This window comes from Paenibacillus sp. CCS19, assembly GCF_033239625.1.
Lineage (GTDB): Bacteria > Bacillota > Bacilli > Paenibacillales > Paenibacillaceae > Paenibacillus_T.
Genome location: NZ_BTCK01000037.1, coordinates 32955 through 45977 on the forward strand (window position 1 = coordinate 32955; position 13023 = coordinate 45977).

Consider the following 13023-nt stretch of genomic DNA (forward strand, 5'->3'; position numbering starts at 1 on the left):
ATTAGCACTCGACGACAATGAGTGCTAACGGTCGGGCGGGCAGCGAACAATCTGCCGGAAAATCAAGAGGAGGGTTTCGGTTATGTTAACGGATCGACAACGCATGATATTGAACGCCATAGTAGACGATTATATACGTTCTGCCGAGCCCGTTGGGTCACGCAGCATTTCGAAGCGCAGCGATGTCGGCTTTAGTCCGGCGACAATCCGCAACGAAATGTCGGATCTTGAAGAGCTTGGTTTTCTGGAGCAGCCGCATACGTCTGCAGGACGTGTCCCCTCGATTAAAGGCTACCGCTACTATGTTGATCATCTGATTCAATTAGGCGGCGTCAGCCCTGGTGAAGTAACGAAATTTCGTTCTTATTTCGTTGAGCGAATGACAGAACGCGAGCAAATCTTGCAACAAGCTGCGAACATTTTGGCGAACATGACGAACTACACGTCGATCGCATTAGGACCTGAATCGATCAGTCATTCTTTGAAGCATTTTCAACTCGTTCCGCTCAATGCTGAGACGGCTGTTGCAATCGTTGTAACGAGCACGGGTCATGTTGAGAATCGGATGATTTCGCTGCCGCCTGGCGTAAGTGTTACAGATCTGGAGAAGACGGTTAATATCTTGAATGCTAAGCTGGCTGGTATCCCGATGATGCGCGTGACGTCGAAGTTGTATTCGGAGATTGGCGATGAGCTGAGGCGATACGTCGACCACTACGAACAGGTTATGAGCTTGCTTGAGCATGCGCTCCCTGTTGGCGATGAACATGAACATCGCGTGTTCCTCGGCGGTGCGACGAATATGCTGACGCAGCCGGAGTTCAAGGACGTCGATAAAGTGAAGACGATTCTTGATCTATTGGATGAGACGCCAACGCTGTCCAAGATGCTGTCGTCCACACAGTCAGGCATTCAGGTGCGAATCGGTACGGAGAACGAGCATGCTGCGATTAATGATTGCAGCGTCATTACAGCTACTTATGCCGTGAACGGACAATCATTAGGCACCATAGGAATCCTAGGTCCGACTCGTATGGACTATGCGAAGGTTATCGGATTGCTGGATGTTGTGTCGAGAGATATGGCGGCATTGCTGTCCCGCTGGTACTTATGATCGATGATCTGCGGTCAGCCTAGGTGCACATCGATTTATCCGAGACGGGCAAGTTAAGCGTAGGCTAATAAGTAGTTACTTCGAAGAAGAAACAAATTGTTAAGTGTTGCTTTAAGGAGGTGAGCAAGATGAGTGCGAACGATCAAACGATGGAGGAACAACCAACTGTGACGAACATCGATAATGAAGAACAGCAATCACATACGACAGAATCTGCTTCTGAGCAAGCAGGCCAAGAGCAGGCAGCACAATCGGCCAGCGATGCGCGCATCGCGGAGCTCGAACGTCAGGTTGAGGAGCACCAACAACGATACTTAAGAGCTCAAGCAGACTTTGACAACTTCCGTCGTCGGACGACGAAAGAACGCGAAGAGCTTGCACAATATGCAACAATGAAGCTCATTACACAGCTTCTGCCGGTTGTCGACAACTTCGAGCGTGCGACCTCTGCTGCGAAGCAGAACAACGACTTCGAGGCATTGTCCAAGGGCGTCGATATGGTATCGCGCCAGTTCAACCAAATTCTCGAGCAAGAGGGCCTGAAGCCAATGGTATCGGTTGGAGAACCATTCAATCCCGAGTATCATCAAGCTGTCATGCAAGAGCAATCTGCGGATCATGAAGAGGGCATCGTTCTCGAAGAGCTGCAGAAGGGCTACATGCTGAAAGATAAAGTGCTTCGTCCAGCAATGGTGAAAGTAAGCGGCTAATGCTTGTTTGTCATCGGCGGCGATAAGCTTGAATATATGGATAAGAATAATGAGGAGGCTATTTCGATGAGTAAAGTAATCGGTATTGACCTTGGTACGACAAACTCCTGCGTAGCGGTAATGGAGGGCGGCGAAGCCGTCGTTATCCCTAACCCGGAAGGCAACCGCACGACGCCTTCGGTCGTCGGCTTCAAGAAAGACGGCGAGCGTATCGTCGGCGAAACGGCTAAACGTCAAGCAATCACGAACCCGGACCGTACGATCATGTCGATCAAGCGCCACATGGGTACGAACCATAAAGAAGTAATCGAAGGCAAAGAATATACGGCACAAGAAATTTCGGCGATCATTCTGCAGAAGCTGAAATCCGACGCTGAAGCATACCTTGGCCAATCGGTAACGCAAGCCGTCATTACGGTTCCCGCTTACTTCAACGACAGCCAACGTCAAGCGACGAAGGATGCAGGCAAAATCGCAGGTCTCGAAGTTCTTCGTATCGTGAACGAGCCGACGGCTGCCGCGCTTGCATACGGCCTTGAGAAAACAGAAGACCAAACGATTCTCGTCTATGACCTCGGCGGCGGTACGTTCGACGTATCGATTCTCGAGCTTGGCGACGGTTTCTTCGAAGTTAAAGCAACGAGCGGCGACAACAAGCTCGGCGGCGACGACTTCGACCAAGTCATCATCGATTATCTCGTAGCGGAATTCCGCAAAGAGCACGGTACGGACCTGTCCAAGGACAAAGGCGCTGTACAACGTCTGAAAGATGCTGCTGAGAAAGCGAAGAAAGAGCTCTCCGGCGTTCTGACGACGACGATCTCGCTTCCGTTCATCACGATGGTTGACGGCGTTCCGCAGCACTTGGAGCTTAACCTTACTCGTGCGAAATTCGAAGAAATCTCGGCTAACCTCGTTGAGCGTACGCTGGCACCTACACGCCAAGCACTCAGCGACGCAGGCCTCACGGCCGCTGGCATCGATAAAGTTGTACTCGTGGGTGGTTCGACGCGTATTCCAGCCGTTCAAGAAGCGATCAAGAAGCTGATCGGCAAAGAGCCGCACAAAGGCGTTAACCCAGACGAAGTTGTTGCACTCGGAGCTGCTGTTCAAGCAGGCGTACTGACAGGTGACGTTAAAGACGTTGTCCTGCTCGACGTAACACCATTGTCGCTCGGAATCGAGACGGCTGGCGGCGTATTCACGAAGATGATCGACCGCAACACGACGATTCCTACGAGCAAATCGCAAGTGTTCTCGACGTATGCAGACAGCCAGCCAAGCGTAGAAATCCACGTTCTGCAAGGCGAGCGTCAAATGGCTGCTGGCAACAAAACGCTCGGCCGCTTCACGCTGGGTGACATTCCGCTTGCTCCACGCGGGGTGCCGCAAATCGAAGTTACGTTCGACATCGATGCCAACGGTATCGTTAACGTATCCGCGCTCGACAAAGGTACGGGCAAGAGCCAGAAGATTACGATCACATCGTCGAGCGGCTTGAGCGATGAGGAAGTTGAACGTATGATGAAAGATGCTGAACTGCATGCGGAAGAAGACAAAAAGCGCCGCGACCTCGTCGAAGCGAAGAACAATGCAGACCAGCTCGTTTACTCGGTAGACAAAACGCTGAAAGATCTTGGCGACAAAGTCGATGCAGGTGAAATCGCGAAAGCCGAAGAAGCGAAAGAGAAAGTGAAACAGGCGCTTGAAAGCGAAGATCTGGAGCAAATCAATGCTGCAGTTGAAGAGCTTACGCAAGTCGTTCAAGCACTTTCCGTGAAGCTGTATGAGCAAGCTGGCGCACAAGGCGGCCCAGAAGGTCCAGAAGGCGCAGCTGGCGATGCAGGCCCTTCCAAAGATAATGTTGTAGACGCTGATTACGAAGTTGTCGACGACAAGAAATAAATTTTAAGAATCGACCGTTTGCGAATGCAGAAGATAGGTCAAAGTCAGGCGTGGCCTGGCTTTGACCTATCCTTGTGTCTATGCGTTCGCGGATGGGAACAACGTGGGGGTGAGAGGAATTGGCTGATAAGCGCGATTATTATGAAGTGCTTGGCGTTGAGAAGAACGCTAACGATGAAGAGATTAAGAAGGCGTACCGCAAGATGGCGCGTCAATACCATCCAGACGTGAACAAGGCGTCTGATGCAGAAGCCAAGTTCAAGGAAGTAAAGGAAGCGTATGACGTACTCAGCGATGCCGGCAAACGTGATACGTATGACCGTCATGGTCATGTCGATCCGAACCAATTCGGCGGTATGGGCGGAGGAGCAGGAGATTTCGGCGGTTTCGGCGACATCTTCGATATGTTCTTCGGCGGTGGAGGCGGCGGTCGTCGTGATCCGAACGCACCACAACGCGGCAACGACCTGCAGTACTCGATGACCATTGAGTTCAAAGAAGCTGTGTTTGGTAAAGAAACGGAAATTACGATTCCTCGTACGGAATCTTGCGATACGTGTCATGGTTCCGGCGCGAAGGCAGGCACGAAGCCGGAAACTTGCTCGACTTGCCGAGGCACAGGTCAGCAAGAGGTTGTACAGAATACGCCGTTCGGTCGAATGGTTAACCGCAGAGCATGTTCGACTTGCGGCGGTCAAGGTAAAATCATTAAAGAAAAATGCGGTACATGCCATGGCGCGGGCAAAGTGAAGAAGCAGCGCAAAATAAACGTTCGCATCCCGGCGGGTGTGGACGACGGCGCTCAAATTCGTTTGTCTGGCGAAGGCGAAGGCGGTCTTCGCGGCGGTCCTGCAGGCGATCTATATATCGTTCTCCGCGTCAAACGTCATGAATTCTTCGAGCGTGTGAACGACGATATCTTCTGCGAGGTGCCGCTAACGTTCGCGCAGGCTGCGCTTGGCGACGAGATCGAGGTGCCGACGCTGACGGAGAAAGTGAAGCTGAAGGTGCCGGCAGGCACGCAGACGGGCACATCGTTCCGCTTGAAAGGCAAGGGCGTTCCGCGTCTGCGCGGCAGCGGCTCTGGCGATCAGCACGTTAAGGTGACAATCGTTACGCCGACGAAGCTGACCGATGAGCAGAAGGACCTTCTCCGCCAGCTAGGAGGCTTGTCCGGCGGTACGCAGCAGGAGCCTGAGCAGGAGCATCATGAGTCGATCTTCGAACGGATGAAGAAGGCGTTCCGCGGTGAGTAGGAAGCATTACTCGCCCGCAACGCATGCATAGTTTACGGTCCGAGCGCTCATCCTATTATCGGTTACAGGACCGATAAAGCGAAAAGTAAGCAAATTACGAAGCGAATGCTTACGAAGCAAGCAATTTGCTTGCAGGCAGTAAGTACGCAGAAGTAAGCAAATTACTTTCTAGGAGGCGTATTGGCATGGTGAACTTGAAGAAATCCGATATGGAAAAAGTGAACTTCGGTGATTTGCCGATTGCAGAGAACGAAGACGTCGAGTTTTCCGAAGAGCTCGCAGACGAAGCGGACCGTGTGGCACAGCAGCGCGCGGCGGCTGCTGACAAGCGGGCTAAAGGCGAACAGTCATGATGGAGGGTTCGTCTGAAGAGGCTGAAGGCATCGCCATACAAGCCTCTTACGCGGACGAAGCAGGCGCCCGTGAAGCAGCGATGAAGCTCCTGCTACTTCGGGCCGAAGGGGTCACCGGCGACGGCGGCTTCCTGTCTGCGACAGTGAACCCTGATGTTCTTGATCGCGCGCTCCATCTGATTCGTCAGACCGGCGGCGAGCCCGTGGCGGATGCGCTTGGGTGACTCGAATTTCTCAACAATAGGAAAGCATAAGCAGCTCATGACGAGCGGCTTATGCTTTTTTTTTGTTAGAAAACAGTTTACAAAATGTGGGTTGCGCAGTTATGATTAAAACTGACCATTCAGTACTAAATAAGGGGAGAGGTCGGCCATGGGGAAGACGAACGTACCCAATGCACGTGAACGGATTTTGCAGACGTCCGTGCGCATGTTTGCAGAGAAGAGCTTTGAAGGTGCGAGGATCGATGATATTGCGAAGGAGGCGAACGTACCGAAGTCGCTGATCTATTACCACTTTAAAAGCAAGGACGAGATGCTTGACGTGCTTCTCAGCGAATTCATAACAGCCTATGAATCGCTGCTTCATTCCGGTTCGGCCGCGCAGAATCACAGTGATGAGCATGCAACAAAGCAGCGGATGAGCCATTATTATTCTTTTGCAATGGCGAATGCGGATTTGATTCGTGTCATGTTCATGGAGTCGCTTAAGAAGAACACGGACAAACCGATTATGTATCGGGTAGTAGAGGTGCTTGTTGATTCCGAGACAGCTGCGGACGATGCGAATCGGAAGGAGCGGATGATTGGCGAATTTTTCACCGGCGTCCTTCCATTGTTCGGTTATATTTGTTTCGCTGACTCGTGGACTCGCAGTTATGACATGGACCGTAACATGTTCGATAAGCTGTTCATGGACATATTCTCATCCGCTCATAGCAGTTATCATCTCGCCCGCGGTGGGCAGCAGCAGACATAAGTCGCCGCGATCATCCAATTCCATTAGAGGAGATGAATTCGCATGCAGCGTTCAACCATGGAGCATATCGAAGGCGTTAAACAGTTTCTTCGCCAGATGGGGTCTGTTCAACCCGCGAGTGTCGAAGAAGCACGGGAGCAGCAAGCAGCTGCATTAGCCTCACTGCCGAGACTCAAGGAAACGATCGTCCAACCCGTTCATGCTGCCGGCATGCGCGCGGAATGGGTCAGTATGCCTAATGTGTCAGCCGATGAGCCTGGCGTGGTGCTCTATATGCATGGTGGTGCCTTCATGACCGGATCATGCGAGACGCATCGCGATCTGGCTGCTCGCATCGCACAAGCATCGGGCAAACGGGTGCTTATTTTCGAATATCGGCTGGCGCCGGAGCATCTTTTCCCCGCTGCGAATGAAGACTGTCTAGCTGCATATCGGTGGCTGCTGCAGGAAGGCATTACCTCTGAGCACATTGTGCTGGGAGGCGAATCGGTAGGCGGCTATCTGGCTATCGCTACTCTGCTATCGCTGCGGGATGCGAATGAACCTTTGCCGGCTGCAGCTTTCTTACTGTCGCCGCATACTGATCTCCTCCATTTTGATAACGCGACTTACGAGTTGAACGCAGCTGTTGATCCGCTTGGCAGCCGCGAATCTTCTCGTCTATGTGCAGCAATATATACGGGAATGGAACGTTCGAATGATCCGCAGCTTTGTCCTGTCGAGGCGGATTTGCAAGGACTGCCGCCACTTCTTGTGCATGTCGGCAGCGATGAGGTATTACTCGGGGAGTGTCAACAGCTCGCACATAACATACAGACAGCCGGGGGAGCTGCAGAACTCGTGGTTTGGGACCATATGTGGTGTGCATTTCAACTGATGGCTGGCGTTATGCCGGAGGGCGTCGAATCCATTCGTCAGATCGGAGAATTCATTCAACATCATTTACATATAGAAGGTGAGAGGTCATTATGAGCGACGACAAATGCACGATTCTGTTCCAAGGGGACTCGATTACAGACGGCAATCGGGGACGCAGCGAAGACCCTAATCATATTCATGGCCATGGTTATGTTTATCTTATTGCCAGCCGCATGGGTGCCAAGTACCCCGAACAGGGACTAGAATTCATCAATCGAGGAATCAGCGGCAATCGGGCGGTTGATCTATACGCAAGATGGGAGTCCGAAGCGCTCGCATACCGTCCTAACTTAATCAGCATTCTGGTCGGCATCAACGATGTTCTTCGCGGCATCGGCGAAGGCGAGGCTCACTTCGATCGTTACGAGCGCTCGCTGCGCAGACTGCTGGAAGAGGCGAGAGAGAACGATCCTTCCGTTACGCTCGTCGTGTGCGAGCCGTTCGCGCTGCGTACCGGAATGACGGCCGAACGGTGGGAGCAGGACTGGGAGCCAAGGCTGATCGAGAAGCAGCGTACAGCTCGTGCGATAGCTGAGGAATACGGAGCGAGCTTCGTACCGCTGCAGCAAATTTTCAACGATGCCTGCAAGCGCGCAGACGCGTCCTATTGGATGTGGGACGGCGTTCATCCAACAACGGCTGGACATACTTTGCTGGCTGAACAATGGTTATCGACAGTTGGGTTCGAACAGTGGCTTAGCGATCGTGCGTAAGTTTAAATCATCCATATTTTTTTTGAATAGAAACGGGCATCCCCTTCGGCGAAGCGCAATCGACGCCGATGAGGAATGCCCGTTTGTTGTATTGCCCGCAATATGGAATCGGGTATAATAGAACGAATTAACTTCGAATGGCGAATGGGGAATCCGAGAATGACTGGTACGTTGCTATGCCGTGTCGTCATCGTTGACGATGAAATATTGATTCGGCAGGGAATCAAGCATTATTTGAATTGGGAGCAGGAAGGGTTTCAGATCGTTGGTGAAGCTTCCAACGGAAAGGAAGCGCTTGAGTTGATCGAGCAGACCAAACCGCATATCGTATTAACGGATATTGTCATGCCGATCATGGATGGCGAGGAAATGATCCGAATGCTCAAAGCGAGTCATCCTGAGATTGAAGTGATTGTGCTAAGCAGTTTCAGTGAGTTTCATTACGTGCGTTCTACCTTTCAGAGCGGGGTGGCCGATTACATTCTGAAGCCAAAGCTTGATGCGCAGGAGCTGCTGGCGATTCTGCGGAAGACGGCTAGCCGAATTCCGACGCTGCAATTAGAGCAATCCAGTAGGAGCGCTCCGTCATCCATAGAGACGAAGATGAACAAGCTGCTCTCGGGCTACGATACGGTCGAGTCCGATGGCACGGTGCAAGAAGCATTTCCCTATGATCATTATTGGCTGCTTGGAGCGGATTTGAGGCATGCTGCGCAGCAGTTCGAAGGAATTGCAACGATGCTGCAAGAGCAGGCCGAACGGCTGCTGAAGGAGCACCCTATCGCATTCCGAATTACGGTGACCGAGAATCAACATTGGATCATGGTGTTGAACGCGTCCATCAATGCGAGAACCACGATCGATTTGGCAGCAGAAGCGATGGCCAGCAGCACGACTGCCTACGAGCTGGGCTGGATGCTCAGCCGTGCATTTGATGATTTCAACCTTCTGGGCGAAATCTACCGAAGCGAGCTGCATAAGCTGCTTGGCTATCGGTTCTACTTGCCTGAGCAGCATCTATTGGCGATGGACCGCCTGCCGGCTCCCGTTAAGCCAGTCGGCCAGTTCCAGTTGAATGACTTTGCCGATCAGCTTCGCCGCAAACAATTCGGACATGCCATCGACTATTTGCGTGAGCATGTGACTGCGATGAGCGGCGACTACCGAATGGACATATTCGAATTCAAATCGTTCCTGAGCAACATCATATTCAATATGATTGTGCTGCTCGGCAATATGGAAGTCGAAGTGAAAACTCTAGAAGAGCACAAGTATGCGTATTTCAAATCGATCGAGGAGGCGAGGTACGCTGCTGATGTGGCCCGGCAGCTTAATGCATTTATTGGCGAAGCGGAAGAACTGATAGGAGCGAAGCACCAGACAGCAAATCCGAATATGCAGCTGCTGCTGGACTATATCCATACCCATTTCACCGAATCGTTGACGCTCACGGAGGTCGCGAAAGTATTCCATTTTAACCCCTCCTACTTGTCGACGTTCTTCGCATCGCATAATCCGGAAGGGTTCAATGAGTATCTCAACAAAATCCGAGTGGAGAAGGCGAGCGAGCTGCTTCGGGACGGAGAGGCATCGATCTCGGAAATAAGCGGAATGGTCGGCTATTCGGACCACAGCTATTTCACGAAGGTGTTCAAGAAACGGACCGGTCTGTCGCCAAGCCAATACCGAGTACAGCAGCTGCAGAAGCAGCGAAAGGACTAATGCGATGCGTGCGATTCTCGAGCGGTTAAAATATAACGGGCTGTTCGTCAAAATGTTCGTCATCATGGTCGTAAGCATCATCTCGGTGACGATCTTAACGTCTTGGGTGACGATTCGGATGTCCGAGCGTTTGTTCATGAATACGTTCAGCATCACGAACTCGAAGGTTATTACACAGATTAAGACGAATTTCGAGTCATTCAATTACGCGATTATTACCGCTGCAAACAACGTTCTCCAGAGTGGTTCAATCAAGGGCTTCCTCTCCCAAGGGGACGGGGACAGCGGCACAATCGCAACGAACAAAATATACTTCACCGCTATTCAGCTGATGAAGCAGTATCAAGCCAATTTGGATGTTTATGATGTCGGAATGACCATTACAGGTGCCAATGGGAGAAGCTATACGAGCGATAACACGATTTGGCCCATTCCGAAAAACCAGCTTCGCACGCATCCCATCACCATCAATACGAATGCAGAGCCCAAACGGGTCATGTATCAATACAGCGGAGGAACGCCGGATTCGCTGAATCCGGTTATAGTGGCGACCAAAGCGTTGTATGAACGGACGTCCGGCAACTTGTACGGCGACCTGTATATCGCGATACGCGAGACGGCCTTCAAGCGCTTCTATACGAATTTCACGAGCGACGGGAACGACGTTGTCATTCTAGATCGATCAGGCGTCATCGTATCGAGCAATCGCGACGATCTGATCGGGAAGCTGAATGTCGGGCTGCTGGGCGATGCGAAGGAGATTGTGGAGGACGGTCTGCCGTATAAGAACGCATCGGTCATGAGCGGCGATTATGTGCTGCTGGCCGAATATTTGCCTACATACGACTTTTATCTTGTCAACTTGATCGATAAAGAGACAGCGCTGAAGCAGCTTGTCAATACGCGGGCGGTTGCGCTCATTTGTGCTGCAATCGTTGTGGTAGCTCTCTTGATCGTATTCGTCATTTCGAAAAGACTGACGCGTTCGTTGTCCCTGCTCGTCAGGCAAATGTCCAATGTCACGAAGAAAAATTTCCATAACTATATAAGCGTCAAAGGCAGCTTCGAAGTGAAGGAGCTAGGCCATGCTTATAACTACATGCTGGATGAGCTTAACGATTACGTCAAACGCCTAGTGGAAACGCAGCGGGAGCAGCATAATGCAGAACTTGCCGCTTTGCAGATGCAAATTAATCCGCATTTCCTGTATAACACACTGGCCTCCATCAAAATACTAGTACAGCAGGGAAGCAAGGAAAAGGCGTCGGATACGATCAATGCGTTAATTTCGCTTCTGCAAAATACGATCGGCAACGTCAGCGAGACCGTCACGGTCAGCGATGAGATTGAGAACCTGAAGCATTATGTGTTCATCAACCACATGCGCTACGGCGAGCGAATCAAGGTGAGTTATTTTGTCGCGCCGGATTGCATGGACGTTCGTGTACCTAAGCTGATCTTGCAGCCTTTCATGGAGAATGCGTTCTTCCACGCCTTCAACGATAAGCCCGATGGTTATATTTACGTGCTCGTGTCGGCAGAGGCAGGCGCATTGCTATGCGAAATCGTCGACAACGGCTCCGGGATCGAGGGGCTGTCGAATAGCGGCAGGCTGCCTGATCCCAAAGGCGGCAGACAGCTGTTCTCCGGCATCGGCATCCGCAATGTCCATGATCGTATCGTTTTGTTGTATGGGGAAGCCTATGGGGTAGAGATCGACGGTAAGCCTGGCGAAGGAACGAAGGTTAGAATTCGAATGCCGCTTCTGTAGCAGAACGATTGGCAAGCGATCTAACAAAAGTACCAAAAGCTAAAACGTTTACAAAGATAGAATTAAAGCGCTTTACAAAGGACAACAGAATGACAAGCGGAAGGCAAATTTATTGCTAACGACCGGTTTTCGCAGAATGCTATGATGATGTTGTTAGCCGGCAAACGCTTTCAAATCAGGTTTCATAGGTACACCAAACATAAGCATCGTATGAAGAAAAGGGGTTGTTACGCTTGAAAAAATTACTCGTATTGCTACTTGCCAGCTTCGTTCTGCTGACGGCATGCTCGAGCAAATCAGACAACGACACATCGACTTCTGAAGGTACGAACAACACTTCGACAGGAACGAAGCAATTGACCGCTTGGGCTTGGGACGCTAATTTCAATGTCAAAGCTCTCAATATTGCGAAGGATGTGTACGCAACTCAAAATGCTGATGTAAAAATCGATGTTCAGGAAAACGCGCAAGCCGACATTGTTCAGAAGCTGAACACGGGACTCAACTCCGGCACGACGAAAGGTCTGCCGAACATCGTTCTTATCGAAGACTACCGCGCACAAAGCTTCTTGCAAGCTTACCCGGATGCGTTCTATGATCTGTCGAGCGTAATCAACGCTTCCGACTTTGCGGATTACAAAATCGGGCCAACGAGCTTGGACGGCAAACAATACGGCGTTCCGTTCGACTCCGGTGTAGCAGGCTTGTATGTTCGTAAAGACTTGCTCGAGCAAGCAGGCTACAAAGTAGAAGATCTTCAAAACGTTGACTGGGACAAAATCATTGAAATCGGTAAAGCAGTGAAGGCGAAAACGGGTAAAGCGCTTCTGACGCAGGACCCTAACGATCTTGGCCTGATCCGCATGATGATTCAAACGGCTGGTTCTTGGTACACGAAAGAGGATGGCACGACACCTGACCTGAAAGATAACGCAGCTCTGAAACAAGCGCTTGAAACGTACAAGAAGCTGATGGAATCCGACATCGTAAAAGTAACGTCCGACTGGAGCCAATTCGTTGGCGCGTTCAACAGCGGCGACGTTGCAACGGTACCGACGGGTAACTGGATCACGGCATCGGTCAAAGCAGAAGCTTCGCAATCCGGCCAATGGGCAGTTGTACCGTTCCCAACGCTGCCGAATACGCCTAGCTCGGTTCATGCCTCGAACCTTGGCGGCAGCTCGTGGTACGTGCTTAACATTGACGGCAAAGAAGCAGCAGCCGATTTCCTGAAGCAAACGTTCGGATCGAATGCGGATCTGTACCAGACCTTAAACAAGGAGATTGGTGCAATCGGAACGCTGAAGGCAGCTGCAAACGGCGAAGCTTACAGCGCGGCGGACGAATTCTTCGGCGGTCAGAAGATTACTTCGGATTTCGCAAAATGGACGGAGCAAATCCCGCGCGTTAACTACGGCATGCATACGTATGAGATCGAAGACCTTCTTGCCGTGGAAGTGCAAAACTACTTGAACGGCAAAGCGCTGGATAAGGTGCTGGCTGACGCGCAGTCGCAGGCAGAAACGCAAATCCAGTAATACGGCATGAAACCTTGGGCAATTCGCAGCTCCGCCTGCCGATTC

12 protein-coding genes are annotated in these 13023 nt (G+C 51.3%); all 12 read left to right on the forward strand.

Translation table 11 applies throughout. The features are described from left to right. The first annotated feature begins 82 nt into the window (after nucleotides 1–82). The 12 genes from hrcA (at nucleotide 83) to SBI19_RS21900 (ending at nucleotide 12978) form a co-directional block, all read left to right on the forward strand. Nucleotides 83–1114 (forward strand): heat-inducible transcriptional repressor HrcA, encoded by a 1032-nt coding sequence (hrcA, locus tag SBI19_RS21845; protein WP_317971639.1) that lies wholly within the window; start codon nucleotides 83–85, stop codon nucleotides 1112–1114. Between the two features lie 128 nt (nucleotides 1115–1242). Beyond that, nucleotides 1243–1824, forward strand: a complete 582-nt coding sequence (gene grpE / locus SBI19_RS21850; RefSeq protein WP_317971640.1) for a nucleotide exchange factor GrpE — start codon at nucleotides 1243–1245, stop codon at nucleotides 1822–1824. Between the two features lie 66 nt (nucleotides 1825–1890). After that, nucleotides 1891–3729, forward strand: coding sequence for a molecular chaperone DnaK (dnaK, locus tag SBI19_RS21855; RefSeq protein WP_317971641.1), 1839 nt, complete (start codon nucleotides 1891–1893; stop codon nucleotides 3727–3729). A gap of 119 nt (nucleotides 3730–3848) precedes the next feature. Next, nucleotides 3849–4985: a molecular chaperone DnaJ gene (gene dnaJ, locus SBI19_RS21860; protein ID WP_317971642.1), complete on the forward strand. Its 1137-nt coding sequence runs from the start codon at nucleotides 3849–3851 to the stop codon at nucleotides 4983–4985. Nucleotides 4986–5170: 185 nt separating this feature from the next. Continuing rightward, nucleotides 5171–5338 (forward strand): YfhD family protein, encoded by a 168-nt coding sequence (locus SBI19_RS21865; protein WP_317971643.1) that lies wholly within the window; start codon nucleotides 5171–5173, stop codon nucleotides 5336–5338. Then, nucleotides 5335–5562, forward strand: a complete 228-nt coding sequence (locus SBI19_RS21870; protein WP_317971644.1) for a hypothetical protein — start codon at nucleotides 5335–5337, stop codon at nucleotides 5560–5562. The genes SBI19_RS21865 and SBI19_RS21870 overlap by 4 nt, the downstream gene beginning before the upstream one ends. 148 nt (nucleotides 5563–5710) lie before the next feature. Next, nucleotides 5711–6316, forward strand: coding sequence for a TetR/AcrR family transcriptional regulator (locus SBI19_RS21875; protein ID WP_317971645.1), 606 nt, complete (start codon nucleotides 5711–5713; stop codon nucleotides 6314–6316). A 42-nt stretch (nucleotides 6317–6358) separates the two neighbouring features. Continuing rightward, nucleotides 6359–7288, forward strand: a complete 930-nt coding sequence (locus SBI19_RS21880; RefSeq protein ID WP_317971646.1) for an alpha/beta hydrolase — start codon at nucleotides 6359–6361, stop codon at nucleotides 7286–7288. Continuing rightward, nucleotides 7285–7947, forward strand: a complete 663-nt coding sequence (locus SBI19_RS21885; RefSeq protein ID WP_317971647.1) for an SGNH/GDSL hydrolase family protein — start codon at nucleotides 7285–7287, stop codon at nucleotides 7945–7947. The genes SBI19_RS21880 and SBI19_RS21885 overlap by 4 nt, the downstream gene beginning before the upstream one ends. A 159-nt stretch (nucleotides 7948–8106) precedes the next feature. After that, nucleotides 8107–9669 (forward strand): response regulator transcription factor, encoded by a 1563-nt coding sequence (locus tag SBI19_RS21890; RefSeq protein ID WP_317971648.1) that lies wholly within the window; start codon nucleotides 8107–8109, stop codon nucleotides 9667–9669. 4 nt (nucleotides 9670–9673) lie between these two features. Then, on the forward strand, nucleotides 9674–11440 hold the full coding sequence (locus tag SBI19_RS21895; protein ID WP_317971649.1) for a cache domain-containing sensor histidine kinase: 1767 nt from the start codon (nucleotides 9674–9676) through the stop codon (nucleotides 11438–11440). A 233-nt stretch (nucleotides 11441–11673) separates the two neighbouring features. Beyond that, nucleotides 11674–12978 carry an ABC transporter substrate-binding protein gene (locus SBI19_RS21900; protein ID WP_317971650.1) on the forward strand — a complete coding sequence of 435 codons (1305 nt, stop codon included), beginning with the start codon at nucleotides 11674–11676 and terminating at the stop codon, nucleotides 12976–12978. Nucleotides 12979–13023 lie beyond the last annotated feature (45 nt).